At 40.9% G+C, this 21970-nt stretch carries 20 protein-coding genes, 2 tRNA genes and 1 rRNA gene; 4 read left to right on the top strand and 19 right to left on the bottom strand.

The genetic code is table 11. From position 1 onward, the window contains the following. Window positions 1-57: 57 nt before the first annotated feature. From A4G16_RS01835 to A4G16_RS01825, 3 genes are all read right to left on the bottom strand, one after another. Window positions 58-133, bottom strand: a tRNA-Ala gene (locus tag A4G16_RS01835). Between the two features lie 57 nt (window positions 134-190). Beyond that, window positions 191-267 (bottom strand) — tRNA-Ile (locus A4G16_RS01830). Window positions 268-381: 114 nt separating this feature from the next. Continuing rightward, a 16S ribosomal RNA gene (locus tag A4G16_RS01825) occupies window positions 382-1921 on the bottom strand. A 532-nt stretch (window positions 1922-2453) separates the two neighbouring features. Here A4G16_RS01825 and tal point away from each other — a divergent pair. After that, entirely contained in the window at window positions 2454-3401 is a 948-nt protein-coding gene (gene tal / locus A4G16_RS01820; protein ID WP_042804568.1) for a transaldolase, read from the top strand. Window positions 3402-3472: 71 nt separating this feature from the next. On the opposite strand, the gene A4G16_RS01815 is transcribed toward tal, so the two are convergent. From A4G16_RS01815 to rlmKL, 5 genes are all read right to left on the bottom strand, one after another. Further along, window positions 3473-3790: a DUF2322 family protein gene (locus A4G16_RS01815; RefSeq protein ID WP_165888451.1), complete on the bottom strand. Its 318-nt coding sequence runs from the start codon at window positions 3788-3790 to the stop codon at window positions 3473-3475. A 377-nt stretch (window positions 3791-4167) separates the two neighbouring features. Beyond that, window positions 4168-5313 carry an N-acetylglucosamine-6-phosphate deacetylase gene (gene nagA, locus A4G16_RS01810; RefSeq protein ID WP_165888450.1) on the bottom strand — a complete coding sequence of 382 codons (1146 nt, stop codon included), beginning with the start codon at window positions 5311-5313 and terminating at the stop codon, window positions 4168-4170. A 77-nt stretch (window positions 5314-5390) separates the two neighbouring features. Beyond that, the gene (gene nagB, locus A4G16_RS01805; protein ID WP_165888449.1) at window positions 5391-6185 is read right to left on the bottom strand and encodes a glucosamine-6-phosphate deaminase; all 795 of its coding nucleotides are present in this window, start codon (window positions 6183-6185) and stop codon (window positions 5391-5393) included. Between the two features lie 168 nt (window positions 6186-6353). Next, window positions 6354-6833 (bottom strand): tRNA (uridine(34)/cytosine(34)/5-carboxymethylaminomethyluridine(34)-2'-O)-methyltransferase TrmL, encoded by a 480-nt coding sequence (trmL, locus tag A4G16_RS01800; protein WP_165888448.1) that lies wholly within the window; start codon window positions 6831-6833, stop codon window positions 6354-6356. Between the two features lie 15 nt (window positions 6834-6848). Further along, on the bottom strand, window positions 6849-8981 hold the full coding sequence (rlmKL, locus tag A4G16_RS01795) for a bifunctional 23S rRNA (guanine(2069)-N(7))-methyltransferase RlmK/23S rRNA (guanine(2445)-N(2))-methyltransferase RlmL (RefSeq protein ID WP_165888447.1): 2133 nt from the start codon (window positions 8979-8981) through the stop codon (window positions 6849-6851). A gap of 197 nt (window positions 8982-9178) precedes the next feature. On the opposite strand from rlmKL, the gene narL reads away from it, so the two are divergent. Further along, window positions 9179-9808 (top strand): two-component system response regulator NarL, encoded by a 630-nt coding sequence (gene narL, locus A4G16_RS01790; RefSeq protein WP_165888446.1) that lies wholly within the window; start codon window positions 9179-9181, stop codon window positions 9806-9808. Window positions 9809-9843: 35 nt separating this feature from the next. On the opposite strand, the gene A4G16_RS01785 is transcribed toward narL, so the two are convergent. The 6 genes from A4G16_RS01785 to rbsD form a co-directional block, all read right to left on the bottom strand. After that, window positions 9844-10854: a substrate-binding domain-containing protein gene (locus A4G16_RS01785; protein ID WP_165888445.1), complete on the bottom strand. Its 1011-nt coding sequence runs from the start codon at window positions 10852-10854 to the stop codon at window positions 9844-9846. Window positions 10855-10885: 31 nt separating this feature from the next. After that, window positions 10886-11806, bottom strand: a complete 921-nt coding sequence (gene rbsK, locus A4G16_RS01780; protein ID WP_165888444.1) for a ribokinase — start codon at window positions 11804-11806, stop codon at window positions 10886-10888. Window positions 11807-11903: 97 nt separating this feature from the next. After that, a complete protein-coding gene (gene rbsB / locus A4G16_RS01775; protein ID WP_165888443.1) occupies window positions 11904-12782 on the bottom strand; it encodes a ribose ABC transporter substrate-binding protein RbsB in 879 nt (292 codons plus the stop codon). Between the two features lie 19 nt (window positions 12783-12801). Further along, on the bottom strand, window positions 12802-13770 hold the full coding sequence (gene rbsC / locus A4G16_RS01770) for a ribose ABC transporter permease (protein ID WP_165888442.1): 969 nt from the start codon (window positions 13768-13770) through the stop codon (window positions 12802-12804). Between the two features lie 15 nt (window positions 13771-13785). Then, a complete protein-coding gene (gene rbsA / locus A4G16_RS01765; protein ID WP_165889879.1) occupies window positions 13786-15276 on the bottom strand; it encodes a ribose ABC transporter ATP-binding protein RbsA in 1491 nt (496 codons plus the stop codon). Window positions 15277-15285: 9 nt separating this feature from the next. After that, entirely contained in the window at window positions 15286-15705 is a 420-nt protein-coding gene (rbsD, locus tag A4G16_RS01760) for a D-ribose pyranase (RefSeq protein ID WP_165888441.1), read from the bottom strand. A gap of 262 nt (window positions 15706-15967) precedes the next feature. Between rbsD and A4G16_RS01755 the strand changes: the two genes are divergently transcribed. After that, complete coding sequence (locus tag A4G16_RS01755; RefSeq protein WP_165888440.1) at window positions 15968-16228, top strand: YfhL family 4Fe-4S dicluster ferredoxin; 261 nt, start codon at window positions 15968-15970, stop codon at window positions 16226-16228. Between the two features lie 37 nt (window positions 16229-16265). Here A4G16_RS01755 and A4G16_RS01750 read toward each other — a convergent pair whose 3' ends face one another. After that, window positions 16266-17150 (bottom strand): folate-binding protein, encoded by an 885-nt coding sequence (locus tag A4G16_RS01750; RefSeq protein ID WP_165888439.1) that lies wholly within the window; start codon window positions 17148-17150, stop codon window positions 16266-16268. Window positions 17151-17159: 9 nt separating this feature from the next. Continuing rightward, the gene (locus tag A4G16_RS01745) at window positions 17160-18023 is read right to left on the bottom strand and encodes a YicC/YloC family endoribonuclease (RefSeq protein WP_165888438.1); all 864 of its coding nucleotides are present in this window, start codon (window positions 18021-18023) and stop codon (window positions 17160-17162) included. A gap of 247 nt (window positions 18024-18270) precedes the next feature. Here A4G16_RS01745 and rph point away from each other — a divergent pair, with 247 nt between their 5' ends. Beyond that, on the top strand, window positions 18271-18987 hold the full coding sequence (rph, locus tag A4G16_RS01740; RefSeq protein ID WP_165888437.1) for a ribonuclease PH: 717 nt from the start codon (window positions 18271-18273) through the stop codon (window positions 18985-18987). Between the two features lie 71 nt (window positions 18988-19058). On the opposite strand, the gene A4G16_RS01735 is transcribed toward rph, so the two are convergent. Genes A4G16_RS01735 through A4G16_RS01725 form a run of 3 tightly spaced genes read right to left on the bottom strand, consistent with a single transcriptional unit; the run spans window position 19059 to window position 21907 of the window. After that, window positions 19059-19760, bottom strand: coding sequence for a LutC/YkgG family protein (locus A4G16_RS01735; protein ID WP_165888436.1), 702 nt, complete (start codon window positions 19758-19760; stop codon window positions 19059-19061). A 4-nt stretch (window positions 19761-19764) separates the two neighbouring features. Beyond that, window positions 19765-21174 carry a LutB/LldF family L-lactate oxidation iron-sulfur protein gene (locus A4G16_RS01730; protein ID WP_165888435.1) on the bottom strand — a complete coding sequence of 470 codons (1410 nt, stop codon included), beginning with the start codon at window positions 21172-21174 and terminating at the stop codon, window positions 19765-19767. A gap of 1 nt (window position 21175) precedes the next feature. Then, on the bottom strand, window positions 21176-21907 hold the full coding sequence (locus A4G16_RS01725) for a (Fe-S)-binding protein (RefSeq protein ID WP_165888434.1): 732 nt from the start codon (window positions 21905-21907) through the stop codon (window positions 21176-21178). Window positions 21908-21970 lie beyond the last annotated feature (63 nt).

The raw sequence follows: 21970 nt of genomic DNA, 5'->3' as shown, positions 1-21970 counted from the left end.
TTGAATTTTGCAATTTTTTGCTTTAATTCAACCGCTTGCAACCTTAGGTATGATGATTGGTGGAGATAAGCGGGATCGAACCGCTGACCTCCTGCGTGCAAGGCAGGCGCTCTCCCAGCTGAGCTATATCCCCAATTTCATCTTCCGTTTTCTTCACTCATAGTCGCTTCGCTTTCGCTTGCCTTCTGAGTGGTGGGTCTGAGTGGACTTGAACCACCGACCTCACCCTTATCAGGGGTGCGCTCTAACCACCTGAGCTACAGACCCAACGGATGACCTTCGGTTTTGTCTTCTACTTTCATCTATCAAACAATCTGTGTGAACACTTGCTGTCGTTACAGCTCCACTTCGCTCTCGCTTAGCTTCACCCTTGATTTTTGGTAAGGAGGTGATCCAACCGCAGGTTCCCCTACGGTTACCTTGTTACGACTTCACCCCAGTCATGAATCATACCGTGGTAAACGCCCCCCTTGCGGTTAAGCTATCTACTTCTGGTACAACCCACTCCCATGGTGTGACGGGCGGTGTGTACAAGGCCCGGGAACGTATTCACCGCAACATTCTGATTTGCGATTACTAGCGATTCCGACTTCATGGAGTCGAGTTGCAGACTCCAATCCGGACTTAGACGTACTTTCTGAGATTCGCTCACCATCGCTGGGTCGCCGCCCTCTGTATACGCCATTGTAGCACGTGTGTAGCCCTACTCGTAAGGGCCATGATGACTTGACGTCATCCCCACCTTCCTCCGGTTTATCACCGGCAGTCTCCTTTGAGTTCCCGACCGAATCGCTGGCAACAAAGGATAAGGGTTGCGCTCGTTGCGGGACTTAACCCAACATTTCACAACACGAGCTGACGACAGCCATGCAGCACCTGTCTCAAAGTTCCCGAAGGCACACTCGCATCTCTGCAAGCTTCTTTGGATGTCAAGAGTAGGTAAGGTTCTTCGCGTTGCATCGAATTAAACCACATGCTCCACCGCTTGTGCGGGCCCCCGTCAATTCATTTGAGTTTTAACCTTGCGGCCGTACTCCCCAGGCGGTCGATTTATCACGTTAGCTACGGGCACCAGAGTTAAACCCCAATCCCCAAATCGACAGCGTTTACGGCGTGGACTACCAGGGTATCTAATCCTGTTTGCTCCCCACGCTTTCGCACATGAGCGTCAGTACATTCCCAAGGGGCTGCCTTCGCCTTCGGTATTCCTCCACATCTCTACGCATTTCACCGCTACACGTGGAATTCTACCCCTCCCTAAAGTACTCTAGACTCCCAGTCTGAAATGCAATTCCCAGGTTAAGCCCGGGGATTTCACACCTCACTTAAAAGTCCGCCTGCGTGCCCTTTACGCCCAGTTATTCCGATTAACGCTCGCACCCCCCGTATTACCGCGGCTGCTGGCACGGAGTTAGCCGGTGCTTCTTCTGTAGTTAACGTCAATTGATTGTTCTATTAAAACAATCACCTTCCTCGCTACCGAAAGAACTTTACAACCCGAAGGCCTTCTTCATTCACGCGGCATGGCTGCATCAGGGTTCCCCCCATTGTGCAATATTCCCCACTGCTGCCTCCCGTAGGAGTCTGGACCGTGTCTCAGTTCCAGTGTGGCTGGTCATCCTCTCAGACCAGCTAGAGATCGCGGGCTTGGTGAGCCTTTACCTCACCAACTACCTAATCCCACTTGGGCTCATCTTATGGCAGGTGGCCAAATGGTCCCACCCTTTAGTCCACAGACATTACGCGGTATTAGCTACCGTTTCCAGTAGTTATCCCCCTCCATAAGCCAGATTCCCAAGCATTACTCACCCGTCCGCCACTCGTCACCCAGGGAGCAAGCTCCCTTGTGCTACCGTTCGACTTGCATGTGTTAAGCCTGCCGCCAGCGTTCAATCTGAGCCATGATCAAACTCTTCAATTCAAAAAGTTTAATCGCTCAATATGTACTGACATAAAATCGCACTTTCAAATTTACACTCAACTCAATGTTAAGTTAAAAGAAAGTAATGAATTTCTAGTTAAGCATCTATTAAGACTTCAAAATTAAAAAAATATTTTTAAATCAAGTCAATCAACAAGTGCCCACACAGATTGTCTGATAAATTTTTAAAGAACAAAATAAAACGACGCACTGCAATCTAAACAAACCGTTCACAACAGTGCGTCGTTGTGTGGTGCGTATTATAGGGAAAAATAAAACCCTTGCAAGCCTTTTTTGCAAAAAAATTGAAAAATATTACCGCTTGTTGATCTTTTCAGCAAAATGACGATCTAACTAGCAAAATAGTTGCATTTATTCATCAGTTAAACGTAAAAGAAAAACTTCTATCTAAATTTATTGAGTTATTTTATAAAAATGTGATCTATATCACAAAATTATTTACTCTTTTGAAGTAGTTACTGCTATTATTCGAAAATTCAATTTAGTTATTAACTTCAGATAAGGAATGAACATGAGTCAATTAGATGAATTACGTAAAGTTACTGTTGTTGTTGCAGATACAGGCGATATTGAGGCAATGAAGCTTTATAAACCGGAAGATGCAACGACCAATCCTTCTTTAATTCTTAGTGCATCAGCACTACCGCAATACGCTCCATTAATTGAGGATGCAGTAGCCTACGCTAAAGCACAAAGTGGTGATAAAGCACAGCAATTAGTTGATGCAGAAGATAAATTAGCAGTAAACATTGGTTTAGAGATTTTAAAACTGGTGCCCGGACGTATTTCTACCGAAGTTGATGCTCGTTTTTCTTACGATACTGAAAAAACGATCGCTAAAGCACGTAAATTGATCGCTTTATATAATGCTGCAGGTATTAGTAATGATCGTATCCTAATTAAGATTGCCTCTACATGGCAAGGTATTCGCGCTGCGGAAGTGTTAGAAAAAGAAGGGATTAACTGTAACTTAACATTGTTATTCTCTCAGGCTCAAGCTCGCGCTTGTGCGGAAGCAGGCGTTTATTTGATTTCCCCATTTGTAGGCCGTATTTTAGACTGGTACAAAGCTAATGAAGGCAAAGAATACGCACCAGCAGAAGATCCTGGGGTAATTTCTGTGACTAATATTTATAACTACTACAAACAACATGGTTATAAAACCATTGTAATGGGTGCAAGCTTCCGCAATGTAGGTGAGATCGTTGAATTAGCCGGTTGTGACCGTTTAACTATTGCTCCACCATTATTAAAAGCATTACAAGAAAGCAATGAAACTTTAGTGCGTAAATTAGAATATAAAGGTGAAGTGAAAGCTCGCCCAGAGCCGATGACTGAAGCAGAATTCTATTGGGAGCACAATCAAGATCCAATGGCTGTTGAAAAATTAGCGGAAGGTATCCGCAAATTTGCAATTGACCAAGAAAAATTAGAAGCAATGCTTTCTGAAAAACTCTGATCTTTTTAAGATATAAAATGTAAAACCCACTTTAGAAACACACTAAAGTGGGTTTTGTTTAGACACTAAAATTACTTAGCCACAGGTTCTAAGATTAAAGTAAGATCTTCATCAATTACTTTACACAACAAATCAATATTCGGGTGCTTGCCAAGGTTATTTTTCGCATCTTCTACATGTTCTGCGAACCATTCTAAGCCTTGTTTGGCTGCACAAGCGGTTAATTTTCCTTCAAATTTTGCAAATAATGCATTGTAAAGTTTAAGAGAACCTAATTTCCCTTCAATTGCTGGAATGTTGTGAATCACTTCACCTTTCTCGTTAATTATGTTTAAACCTGCAAGATGGTCGATAGCCGGAAAAGTAGCTAAATAGTCTTTAAATTGCATTGAATACTCCCTAGTAAAAATAAAGGCAGGCACAAAGCCTGCCTTAATATTATACGATTTTGTGGTTAGAATTTGTAGCTTACTGTCGCATTAATATGGCGATCGGATCCATAATAACAACACCAATTAAACTTTCTACATATTTATGCGCCCACATTCTGCACATTTAATTGCGCTACCCAATTATTATTAAATTGATAGATTGCCATTAAATCAACAATAGTAGCTGATGGTAATTCAAAAGTGTTCCTTAAACAATAAAATAAACTGCAACATTCTAGTTAAAAACGATTAGCATTTAAATCGTTTTTTGCATAAAGCGTAAACAAAAAGAAGGCTACACCTTGTGTAGCCTTCCGACTGTTCTGTTTATTAAATTACGAATGCCAACGAAGTTGTCCATTGACAGCAGTAGCTTTTACGTTAAATTGATTATCAAAAACGGCTAAGTTAGCAATTTTGCCAGAAACCAGTGATCCTAGAGTATCATCCACACCAATCGCTTTGGCAGGGTAAAGCGTACTCATACGAATCGCCTCATTTAGGCTGATATCACAATGCAGTACCACGTTGCGGATAGATTCGATCATCGTGATCGCTGCACCACCTAAAGATCCAAATTCATCATAACATTTACCGTCTTTAACTGTCACTTTCTTACCAACAAAGATGAATGAGTCGATATCGCTACCAGCAGCGGCAACAGCATCACTAACAATCACTAATTTATCCCCCTTGGCTTTTTTCGCAATGCGGATATTGCCCCATTCTACGTGTAAGCCATCGCAGATAATGCCTGTGTAAATATCACTATCCAGCACTGCCCCTACAACACCGCCTTCACGCCCGTTGCTCACCGGCGACATAGCATTATGCAAGTGTGTTGCAAAGGCCGCTCCTTCAGCAATTCGCTGTTTGGTTTGAGCGAAAGTTGCGTTGGAATGGCCGATCGAAACAATAATGCCAGCATCGTTAAAACGCTTAATATGATCTGCAGTCGGGTTTTCTGCAGCAATGGTCACTTTGGTGATCACATCACTATTGGCACATAAGAAATCTAACATTTCCGGGCTGATTTCACGGATAAATTCCGGGCGATGAACACCTTTTTTTTCCACACTTAAATAAGGTCCTTCAAAATGAAGCCCCAGTGCTTGGTTTTTATGTTTGGCAAGATATTCACGCATAACTGCCACTGCTTCTCTCATTCCTTCATCGGGTGAGGTAATAAAAGTCGGCAAATAGCTGGTAGTACCTGAACGCAAGTTAGTTTCTTGCATAATTTCAAGCGTACGCGTAGTGATCTCCTCGTTAAACATCACACCGCCACAACCATTGAGCTGCAAATCAATAAAACCTGCTGATAAATTTGCCCCTTTCAAATCCACTTTTTCAAGAGTTTGCGGCAAATTTTCTTCCAGTACAATAGCGTCGATTTTATCGTCTTTCACCACTAATGCGTGCTGATACAACACTTCTTCGCCTGTATAAATCACACAATTTGTTAAGGCATAATGGTTCATATTTTGTTCCTTTAGATTGTAGCAAGCGGTCGTTTTTACAAATTTTTTTGCAAAAATAACCGCTTGTAATAAAGCACCTAACGCGCTACATTTTTCTCTAACTCTTTGAAATATTTAACTGTTTTCACTTTCAATTCTTGCGTTGCCGGTTCATCGCACACCACAATACCACGACGGTGTAATTGCAAGCAACTGATGGTCCAAAGGTGATTTACCGCACCTTCCACACACGCCTGTAAAGCTAATGCTTTATTATGACCTGTAACTAAAATCATCACTTCTTCCGCATCTAATAATGTACCCACACCCACTGTTAATGCAAATTTCGGCACTTGGCTGACATCATTATCAAAGAAACGAGAGTTCGCAATGCGGGTATCTTCCGTCAATGTTTTGATACGAGTACGGGAAGAGAGTGAAGAGGCAGGTTCGTTGAACGCAATATGCCCATCAACACCCACACCGCCCATAAAGAGGTGGATTTTGCCGTAAGAGCGGATTTTCTCTTCATAACGTGCACATTCTGCATCCACATCTTCTGCCATACCGTTTAGGATATTAATGTTTTCAAGTGGCACATCAACGTGGTCGAAGAAATGCTTGAACATAAAACTGTGGTAGCTTTCAGGATGTTCCTTAGGTAAGCCAACATATTCATCCATATTAAAAGTCACCACATTTTTAAAGCTGACTTCACCCGCTTGGTAGAGTTTAATTAATTCTTTATAGGTTTTTTCAGGGGTTCCACCAGTTGGTAAGCCAAGTACGAAAGGTTTCTCTTTGGTTGGTTTGAAGGCATTAATACGATCTACAATATAACGAGCAGCCCAAACACTTACATCATGATCAGTCTCTAACGGAATTAAACGCATAACAGCTCCTTAAAAAATTCATTTTGAGAAAAAACACTTCATTTTTTATTATTCTAATGAAATATAACTTCAAATTCTATTTTTTATGCTGTTTTTGTGATCTGGATCACAGAAAATTTAAGCAGTTCGATCATTGCAAAACTTTGCAAAAATCAAACCGCTTGTTATTTAAATAGACTGTGCCGACACTGCATTTCGGTAACCAAGCTGTCTCCATGCTTCATATACCACAACAGCAACAGAATTGGATAAATTCATACTACGGCTGTCTTGGCACATTGGAATACGGATTTTTTGCGACATCGGCATTTCTGCCAACAAAGGTTTGGGAATCCCTCTACTTTCCGGCCCGAACATTAAAAAATCACCCAATTCATATTTCACATCACTGTGATTTTGCTCGCCACGAGTTGTTAAAGCAAACAAGCGTTTTGGGTTGGCTCTTTCTAAAAAATCCTCAAAATTTTTGTATTTTTGAATGTTCACAAATTCGTGGTAATCCAAGCCTGAGCGGCGTAACTTTTTATCATCCCAAGCAAAGCCCAATGGCTCAATCATATGTAAACGAAACCCACAATTTGCACAAAGACGAATAATATTCCCGCTGTTTTGTGGAATTTCCGGTTCGTATAAAACAATATCTAACATTTTAAATTTTCCACCTTATAAATGTTTCACAATCCAACAATTATGAATCTGTGGATTACGTTCAAAATCAAGTGGTAGAGTTTTGTGTGAGATGTTCTCTGCCTGTAAGCCAAGAGTTGCTAATCCCTCAAAATCCATTTTAAAACCACGTTTGTTATTAGAGAAAACAATTGTGCCGTCTGCGGTTAAAATGCGTTTAAGCTGTTTCATTAGCTCAATATGATCCCGTTGAACGTCCCAGCTGTTTTCCATTCGTTTTGAATTTGAGAAAGTAGGCGGATCAACAAAAATCAACTCAAAACGCTCACGACATTCTGCAAGCCACTGCAAACAATCCGCTTGGAATAAACGGTTGTTTCGTAGCGATAGCTTGTTCAACTCCAAATTCTGTTCAGCCCAATTCAAATAGGTGTTAGACATATCCACAGTGGTGGTCGATTTCGCCCCATTTAGTGCCGCGTGAACCGTTGCCGAGCCTGTATAAGCAAAGAGATTCAGGAAGGTTTTTCCTTTCGCTATTTCTCCGACCATTTTGCGGGTTAAGCGGTGGTCTAAGAATAAGCCTGTGTCCAAATAATCGGTTAAATTCACCCAAAGCTTCACCCCGTATTCGTTTACGTAGAAGTAATCGCCTTTATTCGCTAACTTCTCGTATTGGTTCGTGCCTTTTTGCTTTTGGCGAACTTTTAGCACTAATTTATTCGTTTCCACGCCAGTTACATAAAGAGTTGCAGAAACCGCGTCCAGCAAGCGTTGGCGAGCTTTTTGCTCATCAATGCTTTTTGGTGCTTGGTATTCTTGCACCACAATATGATCACCATATCTGTCTACCGCCAAGTTGTATTCCGGCAAATCCGCATCATATAAGCGGTAGGCATCAATGCCCTGCTGCTTCGCCCATTTTTCCACTTTTTTGATATTTTTCGCTAGACGATTGGCGAAGTCTGGAGCAACTTGAGCGTTTTGCTCAAATTGTAAATTTTCAGATAAATCTGACCGCTTGTTATTTTCGCTAATCAAATAATTTTTTTGCACACAATCTAACGGGCCGTTTTTGGCTTTGAATTGTCGTGCCGAACGTAAACGCAAGCAGTTTAGCAACTCCGGCTCACCACTAAAAATCGAGGCATTCCAGCCGCCAAATTGCTGTTTTAAGCGTTGTCCGAACACCGAATAAAGAGCGATTAATGCCGGTGTAGTACCTAAACGCTCGCCGTATGGTGGGTTACACACTACCGTACCGATTTGTTCGGGAATTGGATTTTTCAATGCCGCAATATCGCCCTGTTGCCATTGAATTAAATGATCAACCCCGGCATTTTTCGCATTCTGTTTCGCTTTGGCAAGCACGCGGTGGTCTAAATCAAAACCGAAGAAAAGCGGTTGAATTTGATCATTTTTTTGCGAAAAGGCTTCCTCTAAAACTTCACGCCACAGTTCCACATCATGCCCTTTCCAAGCATTAAATCCCCAATATTTACGGTGAAGTTGCGGGGCAATATTCGCCGCTATTTGGGCTGCTTCAATTAAAAGTGTACCGGAGCCGCACATCGGATCAACCAATGGTGTACCTTTTTGCCAGCCGGAACGTAAAATAATCGCCGCGGCTAAGGTTTCACGCAGCGGAGCTTTACCGGTGTCTTCGCGGTAGCCACGGATATGCAAAGCATCACCGCTCAGATCTAGCGAGACCACCAAATTTTCACGATCTAAATAGACGTGAATCCGCACATCAGGATTATCTTTATCTACGGTTGGACGGGCAAAACCTTTACGCTCAAAATAATCCACAATACCATCTTTTACCCGCATTGCTCCAAATTGGGTATTGCGAATTTCTCGGTTTGTGCCGTTGAAATCAATATAGAAAGTATCGCGTGGATCAAATAATTCTGCCCAATTAAAGGCGATAATCGAAGCGTATAAATCACTGTCGCTGAAAATTTTAGTGCTGATTAAAGGCAATAAAATACGAGATGCCAAACGGCTGTGTAATAACGCTTGGTATGCCCCTTTTTGGCTTGTAGTAAAATGCACACCGCCTTGTGCAACTTTGCACTCTGCACCGCAGATTTGCTCAAGTTCGGTTTTAAGTATTTCTTCAAAACCTCGAGCGGCGGTTGCGAAATAAGTAGTTTTATTTATCATTATCTTTTGCTCATATAAAATTTTGCCTCATTATAGCCGAACAAGCGGTCTTTTTCTTGCAAAGATTTGCAATTTCTTTTGTTATAAAAATTAGCCCAGATCAAAAAACAACCATTTATTAAAAAGCACAACTTGCTATTTTTAGGCAATGATAGCAAAATTAATCGCTTAACAGAGGAAGAAGAAAGGAGAAATGAATGGCTGCTCCAACTAGCATTTTATTGATTGACGACCACCCTCTAATGCGTCAGGGCATGCGTCAATTATTGGAATTAGATTATCAATTTACCGTAATCGGTGAAGCTAGCAACGGCACAGATGGAATTGAACTGGCTCTGCGACTTGAGCCGGATGTCATTATTTTAGATTTAAATATGAAAGGCATTTCAGGGCTGGACACATTACGTTCACTACGAGCTAAAGGCGTAGATGCCCGTATCATTGTGCTTACTGTTTCAGATGAACAGTCTGACATTTTTGCCTTAATGGATGCCGGTGTAGATGGCTATTTATTAAAAGATACCGATACTCCGGAATTGCTGGATAATATCCGCAGAGCCGCCAGTGGTGAAATGGTGTTAAGTGAAACGGTTCGCCAACATTTACTAAACCGCCAACCGGAAAACGATCCTTTAAGTAGTTTAACCGATCGTGAACTGGATGTACTACAGTGGATCGCAACGGGTATGTCTAACAAACAAATTGCCGCACAGCTCTTTATTTCCGAGGAAACGGTGAAAGTGCATATTCGCAACTTATTGCGTAAGCTGAATGTTCACTCTCGCGTAGCTGCCACTGTACTTTATTTGGAGCAACAAAAAGGCTAATCTATTCAATGTAACATGCTGAATAATCTAACAAATTATTCAGCATTTTTGTTTACCTGACGAATGGAATCTCGTAATACCAACTCCGGCTCTAGCATAATAGTTTGAAATTCGGTCAACTCTGCGCGAATTCGTTTCAGTAAGGTTTCCACCGCTAACTGACCTAATTCTGACTTCGGTTGGCTAATCGTGGAAAGTGGTGGCGAAAGATATTTTGCCAGATCAATATCATCATAGCCGATAATAGAAATATCTTGCGGTATGCTAAGCCCTTTTTGCCAAATCGCTTGATACGCTCCAACAGCAATGGTATCACTTGAAGCAAACACGGCTGTCGGATGTTCTTCTTGAGCAAGTAAACTGTTCATTCCAACAATGCCTCCCTCAAAATCAAAATGACTTTCAATAATCCAATTCGGATTAATGGCAATATTGGCTTCAATTAAAGCTTGTTTATAGCCCTCTAAACGGTTCTTAGCGAGAGATTTTGCTAAATTTCCAGTAATAATGCCGATTTTACGATGACCTGCATCAATCAATGCTTTTGTTGCAAGATAACCACCGAATGCGGAATTTTCAAAGATTTTATCTGCATTTAGCTCGGTAAACCACCAGTCCACTACCACAAGTGGTAAGGGAATATTCAAATTACTGGAAGCACTGAATCTCGCATCACCACACATTAAGAGTAAGCCATCGACTTTCCGCTGAATTAACATCTGTAAATGATGCTGCAAACGCTCAGAATCACCATTAGTGGTAGCAATAATCAGATTGTAATGCTGCTGCTGGCAATAAAGCTCGACTCCTGCCATCACTTCTGCAAAAAATGGATTGCTGGTTGCTGTCACTAACATTCCAATGGTTTTAGTTTCATTAACCTTGAGGCTTCTTGCCAACGCAGAGGGCGTGTAGTTAAGCTCTTTAACCACACGCAGCACTTTCTCGCGAATTTCCTCACTCACAAAACGACTGTTATTGATAACGTGGGAAACCGTTGAAGTGGACACTCTCGCCAAGCGAGCGACATCTTTCATAGTTGCCATTTGTAAAACTTTCCCTCAAAAGCACCGCTTGCTAACCTTGCTGACTTAAAAAATCCAAAGTTTCTTGACGAGTTGGAATAGACGGCTGAGCCCCTTCACGGGTCACGCTGATTGCCGCTGCAGCATGAGCAAAACGAATCGCCTCATCAAGCGTTTTATCTTCCAACATTGCAGTAACTAATGCACCGTTAAATGTATCACCGGCAGCAGTAGTATCAACCGCTTTCACACGAAAGCCCTCAACAATTTTGCCTTCGCCACGTTCACTTACAAACACACCTTTAGAACCAAGTGTAATCAATACTTTTTCAATACCGTTTTGGTGGAAAACAGTAGCGGCTTGGTCGGCAGTTTGTTCATCAATCACTTTTATACCAGTTAAGATTTCCGCCTCGGTTTCATTTGGGGTAATCATATCTAGCAAACTCAAGAATTCTGTAGGTAAAGCTTTTGCAGGTGCCGGATTTAACACTACTTTTGTACCATTTTCTTTGGCGATTTTTGCAGCTTGAATAATCGCCGGTAGTGGAGTTTCTAACTGCATTAATAAATAATCAGCCTCCTGAATCTCGGCTTGATATTCTACCACAACAGATTCACCTAAATGCCCGTTTGCCCCAGCTGAAATCACAATACTGTTTTCACCCGACTCGGCAACTTGAATCATCGCAATACCCGTCATTTCATTTTGGATGGTTTTAATCGACTGCGTATTGATACCATCTTGCTCAAAGGCAGTTTTCATTGCTCGTCCAATATCATCGTTACCGATACAACCGATAAAAGAAACTTTTGCACCTAAACGTGCCGCTGCAACCGCCTGATTCGCTCCTTTACCTCCGTACGCAATATGATAGCCAGTACCGCTTAAGGTTTCCCCCGGCTTTGCAAAATAGGGAACAGAAATAACATGATCAGCATTAATGCTGCCGAGAACGGTTAGGTTTTTCATATTGAGTCCTTATTTCTATTATAAAGTATAAAGGAAGGTTTGCTCTTCCCAATAACGGATAAAATAGCGGGCAGGTTAAAACCTGCCCCTACAAATATTATTTTGAAACGACTTTTAAATCTACAGGAATTTTCGCTTTAACTTTTTCTCCTTTTAACACTTTATCAGCAGTTTCAACACCTAAAGAACCAATCAATTCGGGCTGTTGGGCAATAGTTGCAGCTAATTTGCCACTATTCACCGCTTTTATACCATCATCTGTACCATCAAATCCAACAATTAGCACTTTTTTATTTGCCGCACTAACTGCACGTAAAGCACCTAAAGCCATCTCATCGTTTTGAGCAAAAATTGCCTGTACATCGCCTTTGCTGGCTAATAAGTTTTCAGTTACATTTAAACCTTTAGTACGGTCAAAGTCTGCCGGTTGGCTTGCTAGAACATTAAATTTGTGGGCCTCTACTGCTTGTTTAAAGCCTTCACCACGCTCACGAGCAGCAGAGGTACCAGCAATCCCTTCTAATTGGATAACTTTAGCACTATCACCTAATTTTTGTGCGATAAAATCACCTGCCATTTTACCACCGGCAACATTATCAGAAGCAATATGGCTTACTACATCACCTTTTGAGGCACCTCGATCTAACGTAATGACTGGAATTTTATTACGATTTGCAATTGCCACCGCATTTCCAACCGCTTCCGAATCAGTTGGGTTTATTAAAAGCACTTTTGCACCACGCACGGTTAAATCTTCCACGTTTGAAAGCTCTTTGGCCGGGTCATTTTGCGAATCAAGCACCACTAATTTGTAGCCTAATTCATCGGCTTTTTTCTGAGCACCATCTTTGAGACTCACAAAGAATGGGTTATCTAAGGTTGATACCGCAAGTGCAATAGTCTCTTTTGCAGTAGCATTACCTACAATGGCAAAACTAAGCATAATTGCTGATGCTAAAGTAGTTAATTTTTTCATAGAAATCTCCTTAAAATGATTATACTTTTTTAGTACCTAGATAATTATCAGCTAATACCGCAATAAGAATAACCAATGCTTTAGCGATCATCTGATAATATGAAGAAATATCTAACAAATTAAGTGCATTATTTAAGAAACCGATAATTAATGCTCCTACCAATGTTCCCATTACGCGCCCTTTTCCACCCATTAGGCTTGTCCCCCCCACTACCACCGCAGCAATGGCATCAAGTTCATAAGAAACGCCCGCTGTGGGCTGTGCTGAGGAAAGGCGAGAAGTCACAATGAGTCCAGCAAGCGCAGATAAGAAGCCACTTACAGCGAAAACAAAGATCTTAATTTTATTAACATTAATGCCTGAAAGCTGGGTTGCGGCCTCATTACCACCTAACGCATAGATGTAGCGGCCAATTGGAGTATGTTTTAAAATATACCAAGCTACTGAAAACACAACTGCCATTATCCAAATTGGTACTGGGATACCTAATAAATATCCTGTGCCGATGAATGCGAAGAAATCCGCTTGTTCTGAAAACCCAGTGCTAATAGGCCTACCATCGGTATAAACCATCGTAATACCACGTAATAATGTCATCGTCACTAAAGTAGCAATAAAGGCTTGCACTTTCCCTTTAGCTACAATAGCACCACTAATTCCACCAAAGGCTGTTCCCAGTAATAACACTAAAGGAATCACCAAAAAAATAGGGATTTCAGATCCAACTAATGAGGCTGCAACCGCACCGGTTAATGCCAGTACAGAACCAACAGATAAATCAATCCCCGCAATTAAAATCACAAAAGTCATCCCAACAGCAATAATCGCATTTACTGAAGTCTGGCGTAGAATATTCAAGATATTATCAACGCTGAAGAAATCAGGATTAATTGTTGAAACAATTAAAATCAATACTAGTAATGCCACAAAGGAGCGTTGCTCTATTAAAAACTTACCTAACTGAAATTCTTTTTTTTGCGTAGCCATAAAAACACCTTTATTTTAGAGTGCACTTTTTCCAATCGCCGCTGCCAGTAATTTCTCTTGTGTTGCCTCAGCTCGAGAAAATTCTGCACTAATTTGCCCCTCACACATCACCCAAATACGGTCACTCATTCCCAGGACTTCTGGCATATCAGATGACACCATTAAAATACTCAATCCATCTTTTTTAAACTCATTGATTAATTGGTAAATCTCTTTTTTTGCCCCTACATCCACGCCACGAGTAGGCTCGTCTAAAATCAAGATATTCGGACGTGTCATTAATCCTTTTGCTATCGCTACTTTTTGTTGATTGCCACCGGAAAGCAGAGCAATTTGCTGATCATGACTTGGAGTTTTGATATTAAACATCGTAATAAAATCATCTACCGCCAATCTTTCCGCATCATGGCGAATTGAACCTGCTTTCGAGAAATGATCTAAAGAAGTCAAAGACATATTTTCTTTAACTGACATACCTAAAATCAGCCCATCACCTTTACGATCTTCTGACACATAAACAATGCCATTATTTAATCCATCTTGAGGGCAACTGTTTGAAATTTCTTTACCTCTTAGCTCAATAACTCCTGAGGTTTTTGGTAAAGCCCCATAAAGTAGCTTCATTAACTCTGTTCGCCCAGCTCCCATTAAGCCCGAAATTCCGACAATTTCACCTTTATACAGTTGGAAAGATACATTATTCACGCCGCTGCCACTTAAATTTTTCACTTCTAGCAGTAGCTCGCCACGCTCTTGCTCTAAATGGGGATACTGCTCTTCCAAACGGCGGCCAACCATCATTTCAATCAGCTGATCTTCATCAATATCCGCCACCACTTTCTCACCAATAAATTGCCCATCTCGAAGCACAGTCACATCATCGCAAATCTCAAAAATCTCTTTTAAGCGGTGAGAAATATAAACAATGCCACGCATTTCTGCTTTTAACTCATGAATGACTTTAAATAAAGCTTCAGTTTCAGTATCAGTTAAAGCATCGGTTGGCTCATCCATAATAATGACTTTGGATTCAAAACTGAGTGCTTTAGCAATTTCAACCATCTGTTGTTCACCGATAGAAAGTTCGGCACAAAGCTGATGACTACTATGTTTTACTCCTAAATGAGCCAATAATTTATCAGCCTCTGCATACATTTTTTTCCAATCAACCGCTCCCCAAGCGGTTCTAAATTCACGACCTAAGAAAATATTTTCAGCAATTGTTAAGTTACCGATTAAATTTAATTCTTGGTGAATAATACTAATACCTGCTTCTTGGGAGTGTTTTGGTCCTTTAAAAGACACATTTTGTCCTAAATAGATGATAGTACCGGCATCTTTGCTATAAATACCGGTTAAGACTTTCATCAAGGTGGATTTACCAGCACCATTCTCACCCATTAATGCCATTACACGACCCGCATAGACAGAAAGGCAGGCATTACTCAGAGCCTTAACGCCTGGGAAAGATTTATCTATCCCATTCATATTCAACAAGGTTTCCATCATTCCACCTTAAAACGGTACGCCCGAATATAAAATGATATTCGCATAAGGAGAACATTCACCACTACGCACAATAGCTTTGCTACCTTGTGTATACTCTTTAAAGATTTCATGGTTTACATAATCAATTTGAATTTGGTTTTTCTGTGCTTGTTCCAATTTTTGTAAACGCTCCAAAAGAGTAGATAAGATATCTGGATTTTTCTGCTTAATTTCTTCTGCCAATAGCACTTTTTCAACAAACATTTCACTTACAACCACATCAAATGTCTGCAAAAAACTTGGCACCCCTTCAGTTAATGCAAGGTCGATCCGCTCTACTGTTTGTGGAATCGGCAAACCTGCATCACAAACTACCAGGCTATCTGTATGCCCGAGTTTTGCAATACAATGTGAAAGTTGTGCATTAAGATTTAGCGTCTTTTTCATCTAATCTCTCCCTTTACGCTCCATTATCTGATTAAACCATTCATCGAAACGTTTCGATGAGAGAATAAAAAATTTTTACTTAACAATAAACAAGCAAATTGTAAAAATGTGAAGTAGTTCAAATTTTTTTGTTTTATAATAGGCTTTATCTACTGACAAGCGGTCGATTTTTTTAAAATTTTTACGATTAATTTAAGATAAAACGGTAAAAATTTTTGTAAATCTTACCGCTTGTTTAATTTTTCTATTCTTATCAATAACTATGGCTTTACTGATTACCCATAAATGTACCAACTGCGATATGTGTTTGCCGGAATGTCCGAATGAGGCAATTTCGGTGGGGGATGATATTTATATTATCGATCCCGTTTTATGCACGGAATGTGTAGGGCATTATGAAAAGCCGACCTGTCAGAAGGTTTGTCCGATTACAAGCTGTATTGTAAAAGATCCCGATAATGAGGAAACTGAGGAACAACTTTGGGAACGTTTCGTGATGATCCACCATCCTGATAAGATATAAAAAACGGTCATATTTTGAATATATGACCGTTCGTTTTCTAGTTTTCTTTCAAGCTATATGGCAATTCTACTATTTTCAAATTCACCCTGCTGACTCGGAATTGAGTTTCCGCTTCTACCTCTTTATTTAACACAACTTGCACCCATAGGGTATTTTTGTGAGTCGCACAGGCTAAAATTGTACCAGTTGCCCGCCAATTTTCGCCTAGTTGCATTTCTACCGCAGAGGCCGGTTCAGGGAGTGAAATTTCGCCTTCATATTGCCCTACAAGGGTAAACAACGCTCGCTTATTTGCCCCACGGTATTTGGCTCGAGCCACCGTTTCTTGCCCAATATAGCAACCTTTGGTGAATGAAATCGCGGCTTCAAGTTGTTGTAAATTCGCCGCTTGTGGAATCAATTCAAATTGATTTTCCTTCACTAACACAGGAATACCGTCTTGAATATCCATTAACGTCCAAAGGCTTTCATCGGCATTAGTTTCTAAGGCTTCGCCCCAAACAAAAGCACGTTTTTGCCCTTCGCTTAACGTTAAAGCGGTCATATTTTCACTTAATTTTGCAACTTGCTCGGCTGCTACGCCATAAATTTGAGTATCTAATTCACTAAAAGTGATTTTTGAAAACACCGCATATTTTTTAAGTTGCGTTAAGGCTTCAGGCAGTAGGCTTTGATGAATTACCGCAATAAATTTCTCTTGTTCTGCACGGTATAAGCGGAAAAGCGAGCTCATTTTGCCTTTCGGATCACAATGGCAGGTTAGCGTATGATCGCCCACCGCCAGTTTGGTTACATCGCAGGTCAATTGCCCTTGTAGATATTTCTCAGCATCGGCCCCTGCCATTTCAATTAAGCGATACTGAGCAAGTGGTACACAGAGTGCTGGATAAGCTTCAATAATTTGATTGCATTCACATTTCATGGTTTATTCCTACTCTAAATTCTGAATTTGCTCACGCATTTGTTCGATTAGTACTTTCAGTTCCACCGCAGAATTAGTCACCTCTGCATTAATGGATTTTGAAGCAAGCGTATTAGACTCTCGGTTTAGCTCTTGCATCATAAAATCTAATTTACGCCCGACAGCACCCCCTTTTTTCAGGATATTAGAAGTTTCTTTCACATGCAGTTGCAAGCGGTCTAATTCTTCAGCCACATCAACACGTTGGGCTAATAGTACCATTTCTTGTTCTAAACGTTGTGGATCAAGTTGCAAGTTCAGTTCATCAAAACGTTGTTGTAGGCGTTCCTTCTGCCATTGCAGAATTTCAGGCATTAAAGATTGTACTTTGGTTGCCTCAACCGAAATAGCATCTAAACGTTGCTGAATTAAGTTTTGTACATTCTCACCTTCTCTGGCTCGCATTGCAATAAAGTCAGATAAGATCTGCTCAAATCCGGCTAATAAATCTTGAGCGATTTGGTCTAAATCTTGGCTTTCATTATCCACTACCCCCGGAAAACGCAGCACATCCACTAGGTTGATTTCACCTTCGTTAGCGGTTTCTTTAATCCATTTTAGTGATTGAATTACCTGCTCAGCATAGCCTTTATTTAACGCAATTTCGCTGTTTTGAGTTTTGCTTAAATCAATGCGTAAACTGCATTCCACTTTACCTCGCGTCAACGTTGCTCGTAGGCGTTCCCGTAAAGTCATTTCCAAATTACGAAACTGTTCCGGCAGGCGGAAATAGGTTTCTAAAAAACGTTGGTTTACCGAGCGAATTTCCCATACCGCATTTCCCCACTCTTTTTTCAATTCCAAATGAGAAAAAGCTGTCATACTATAAATCATTGTTATTCCTTGTTTTATTACTGTTATTTGTATTTTACTCCCCTCTTTAGAAAAGAGGGGCAGGGGGAGATTTGATTACGATGCTAAAATTTCGTATGAGGATAAAATTACTTCTGCCAAATCTCCCCTAACCCCTCTTTGCTAAAGAGGGGAATAAATTCTTTAATATTCTTCTTTGTAAAGAAACATCACATTCTACTGTTTTCTTTGTTAAAATGGTAAAAATTTTAAAGAAAAGGAAAAGAAAATGCGTCCAAATAATCGAGAAATTAGTCAAGTCAGACAAGTTAAAATTACCCGTAACTACACCCGTTATGCTGAAGGCTCAGTGTTAATTGAATTTGGCGATACTAAAGTCTTATGTAATGCAACGGTGGAAGAAACTGTGCCACGTTTTCTCAAAGGTCAGCAACAAGGCTGGGTAACAGCAGAATATGGAATGTTGCCGCGTGCTACTCATTCTCGCACCCAACGTGAAGCAGCAAAAGGCAAACAAGGCGGTCGTACGATGGAAATTCAACGCTTGATTGCCCGTTCTTTACGTGCAGTAGTTGATCTCAAAGCCTTAGGCGAACGCACTATCACCGTCGATTGTGATGTTATCCAAGCAGACGGCGGCACCCGTACCGCCTCCATTACCGGAGCGTGTGTCGCTCTACACGACGCGATGAATAAATTAGTGGCAGATGGCGTTCTGAAAACGAACCCAATGAAAGGCTTAGTGGCCGCCATTTCAGTCGGTATTGTAGATGGGCAAGCGGTATGCGATTTAGAATATGTGGAAGATTCCAACGCTGAAACCGATATGAACGTGGTAATGGTCGAAGACGGTAGATTAGTCGAAGTGCAAGGCACCGCTGAGGGTGAACCATTCTCCCACGAAGAGCTTCTCACCTTGTTAGATCTAGCGAAACAAGGTATTGCCCAGCTAGTTGAAGCTCAGCGCAAAGCATTGGCAGCATAATTGCAAAATTTTAACAAAAAATGACCGCTTGTAAGACTAACAAGCGGTCATTTTTATTCGATTTTTTGCAATTACAAATCATCAATCACGAGGTAAATTTTATTTACCGGCCCGTGAACACCTACTACTTTGATTAACTCAATATCTGCAGTGGCTGATGGTCCGGAAATAATATTCACACAAGATGGCATTCTTTCGCCTTGTTGTGCTTTATCGTGTAGGATTTTGGCTAACTGTGCCACCCTTGGTAATACACTACTTTTACGCAATACAACTACCGATTTTTCAGGGAGTAAGCTAACTGAACGACCGTAGTCTTTGCTGGAAAACAGCACAATACCGCCAGATTCAGTTAAGCCATATTCACCATACACAATGCCGATATTCGCTTGTTTAGCTTTCTCAAGGTTTTCTTCACCTAAATTGAAATCCCATTGATGACAGTTTTCATATTTTGCTTGAACTGCACCTGTAATACCAAGTGCTTTTAAGCGTTCATCATTATTTACAATAATATTGCCACCGCCATATTTCTCGCAAATCTCAATAATTGCCGTTGGTAGATCAGCTTCTTTAACTTCCACCACATCAGCCATCATCACACGAGCAAAATCAACAAACTCTTTGCAAAGCTGCTCTTGGCTGAGGTCTGTTAAACGGGTAACTGCGTGGTCATTTACCAATTCCGGCATTGGCTCAGGCACAGTTTGCAATGGTCTGCCCATACGTTCTGCCAATTTAGTTAAAAATTTTTCTCGGTTTTGTAAATCCATACTGTTATCCTCTGTTGTTAAACCATTCACGGAAGCTTTCGCCTTCGGCAGTCGGCAAATCGCGAGCTTTTGTCCACTCACCTAACGCACCAAACTCAATAGGTACTTTGCCGTTTTTAATCAACTTGCCGGCAACTTTCGCACCTACTTTAACCCCTACTTTCCACACTGTTGGATGTGAGTTTGCGAAATTAAAGCCAAAAATGGATAAACGCTCAGAAATCGGAGTTAGTCCTTGTTGAGCAATATGTTCACGGTGTTTTAAAATCAATTGAGCCAACGGAATTTTCACCGGACACACGCTGTTACACGCCGTACAGAGTGAGCAGGCATAAGGCAGTTCTTTAAACTCTTCGTAACCACCCAATAATGGCGAAATTACCGAACCAATCGGTCCCGGGTAAATTGAGCCGTAACCGTGGCCACCAATTTGGCGGTAAGCAGGGCAAGTGTTTAAACAAGCACCACAACGGATACAACGTAAAACCTCTTTAAATTCGCTTTCTAAGATTTTAGAACGGCCATTATCCACAATCACTAAATGGAATTCTTCAGGACCATCCGTCTCACCTTCTAAGCGAGGACCGGTTAACCAAGTGTTGTAAGCGGTCAGTTTTGCCCCTACCGCACTACGAGCAAGCATGGTAATTAACACATCCACTTCTTGGAAAGTCGGAGCGATACGTTCCATTCCCATTACCGCAATATGTGTTTTTGGCACTGTAGTTGCCATACGTAAGTTACCTTCGTTAGTCACTAAACAAACAGAACCTGTTTCCGGTACGGCAAAGTTACAACCTGAAATACCAATATCGGCTTCTAAGAAATCTTCACGGATTTTTTGGCGAACAAAGGCTGTCATTTCTTCTGGAGCCTCACTGCCTTGATAGCCTAACACATCGTGCATTTCTTGACGGATTCTGTGGCGATCTTTATGGATTGCCGGTACAACAATGTGAGAGGGTTTGTCGCCTACAATTTGTAATAAATATTCGCCTAAGTCAGTTTCCACCACCTTAATGCCTTCAGCTTCTAAAACATGGTTCATCCCGATCTCTTCAGTAACCATTGATTTAGATTTTACAATTTTCTTCGCATTTTTTTCTTTAGCCACTTTTTTAATGTAATCAGTTGCTTCTTCCGCCGTTTCTGCAAAGAAAACTTTACCGCCGTTTTGAGCAACTTTTTCACTTAATTGGTAAAGATAAGCATCTAAATTCGCTAAAACATGGTTACGGATCTGTTTTGCCGCGTCACGCCACTCCTCCCAGTTACCCAGCTCATCCACCATACGCTGACGGTTTGCCCCAATAGTTTCTTGGGCTTTTACTAATGCCTTACGGACAATTTCATTATTAACTTGCTGTTCAATACGCTGTTTAAACGGTAGGGTATTTGTTTGTAAATAAGACATATTATTTCTCCCCCTGCATTAAAACTTCAGCAATGTGCATAACTTTAATCTCTTTACCTTCACGACTTAAACGTCCACCAATATTCATTAAGCAGCTCACATCTGCACCGATTAAATAATCCGGCTCATCATTATCAATATTTGCTACTTTTTCTTTTACCATCTCACCGGAAATTTCTGCCATTTTCACAGAAAACGTACCACCAAAACCGCAACAAGTTTCTTGGTTTTTGATTGGTAATAGTTCTAAGCCTTTTACATTTTGTAACAAAATAATAGGCTCATCTTTAATCCCTAATTTACGGAATAAACTGCAAGATGGGTGGTAAACAGCCTTTCCTGGAAGATAAGCGCCTACATCTTTAACGCCGAGTTTATTAACAATAAAATCTGTAAGGTCGTGAAAGCGGTCTGCGACTTTTTTCGCACGCTCAGCCCATTGTCTCTCACCAAAACGCTCAAAATGTTCTGGATAAGTTTTAATTGCATACACACAAGAACCCGCAGGGGCCACAATTGGGTAATCATTTGCTTCAAAGGTTTCAACTAAAGTTTTCATTCCCGATAAAGCTTGTTTCGTATAACCGCTATTAATTGCCGGCTGTCCACAGCAGCCCTGTTTTTCTAAGAAAGTGATTTTACAGCCGAGTTTTTCTAACAAAAGCACCGTATTTTTTGCAACACCTGCTTTCATCACATCTGCAATGCAAGTAACATAAAAATTGACGTTCATAAGAACTCCCACATTAATAAATATAAATAAGAATTAAACTCAAAAAGCACCACCCTAAAACGG

The organism is Mannheimia granulomatis, from assembly GCF_011455695.1.
GTDB classification, from domain to species: domain Bacteria; phylum Pseudomonadota; class Gammaproteobacteria; order Enterobacterales; family Pasteurellaceae; genus Mannheimia; species Mannheimia granulomatis_A.
Note: the sequence above shows the minus strand (reverse complement) of the source record. Positions and strands in the feature narration are given on the sequence as shown.

Bases quoted from the DNA above. Each gene is read 5' to 3' on its own strand.
- tal (WP_042804568.1), top strand. From the start codon at position 2,454: ATGAGTCAATTAGATGAATTACGTAAAGTTACTGTTGTTGTTGCAGAT.
- A4G16_RS01815 (WP_165888451.1), bottom strand. From the start codon at position 3,790: ATGCAATTTAAAGACTATTTAGCTACTTTTCCGGCTATCGACCATCTT.
- nagA (WP_165888450.1), bottom strand. From the start codon at position 5,313: ATGAACCATTATGCCTTAACAAATTGTGTGATTTATACAGGCGAAGAA.
- nagB (WP_165888449.1), bottom strand. From the start codon at position 6,185: ATGCGTTTAATTCCGTTAGAGACTGATCATGATGTAAGTGTTTGGGCT.
- trmL (WP_165888448.1), bottom strand. From the start codon at position 6,833: ATGTTAGATATTGTTTTATACGAACCGGAAATTCCACAAAACAGCGGG.
- rlmKL (WP_165888447.1), bottom strand. From the start codon at position 8,981: ATGATAAATAAAACTACTTATTTCGCAACCGCCGCTCGAGGTTTTGAA.
- narL (WP_165888446.1), top strand. From the start codon at position 9,179: ATGGCTGCTCCAACTAGCATTTTATTGATTGACGACCACCCTCTAATG.
- A4G16_RS01785 (WP_165888445.1), bottom strand. From the start codon at position 10,854: ATGGCAACTATGAAAGATGTCGCTCGCTTGGCGAGAGTGTCCACTTCA.
- rbsK (WP_165888444.1), bottom strand. From the start codon at position 11,806: ATGAAAAACCTAACCGTTCTCGGCAGCATTAATGCTGATCATGTTATT.
- rbsB (WP_165888443.1), bottom strand. From the start codon at position 12,782: ATGAAAAAATTAACTACTTTAGCATCAGCAATTATGCTTAGTTTTGCC.
- rbsC (WP_165888442.1), bottom strand. From the start codon at position 13,770: ATGGCTACGCAAAAAAAAGAATTTCAGTTAGGTAAGTTTTTAATAGAG.
- rbsA (WP_165889879.1), bottom strand. From the start codon at position 15,276: ATGGAAACCTTGTTGAATATGAATGGGATAGATAAATCTTTCCCAGGC.
- rbsD (WP_165888441.1), bottom strand. From the start codon at position 15,705: ATGAAAAAGACGCTAAATCTTAATGCACAACTTTCACATTGTATTGCA.
- A4G16_RS01755 (WP_165888440.1), top strand. From the start codon at position 15,968: ATGGCTTTACTGATTACCCATAAATGTACCAACTGCGATATGTGTTTG.
- A4G16_RS01750 (WP_165888439.1), bottom strand. From the start codon at position 17,150: ATGAAATGTGAATGCAATCAAATTATTGAAGCTTATCCAGCACTCTGT.
- A4G16_RS01745 (WP_165888438.1), bottom strand. From the start codon at position 18,023: ATGATTTATAGTATGACAGCTTTTTCTCATTTGGAATTGAAAAAAGAG.
- rph (WP_165888437.1), top strand. From the start codon at position 18,271: ATGCGTCCAAATAATCGAGAAATTAGTCAAGTCAGACAAGTTAAAATT.
- A4G16_RS01735 (WP_165888436.1), bottom strand. From the start codon at position 19,760: ATGGATTTACAAAACCGAGAAAAATTTTTAACTAAATTGGCAGAACGT.
- A4G16_RS01730 (WP_165888435.1), bottom strand. From the start codon at position 21,174: ATGTCTTATTTACAAACAAATACCCTACCGTTTAAACAGCGTATTGAA.
- A4G16_RS01725 (WP_165888434.1), bottom strand. From the start codon at position 21,907: ATGAACGTCAATTTTTATGTTACTTGCATTGCAGATGTGATGAAAGCA.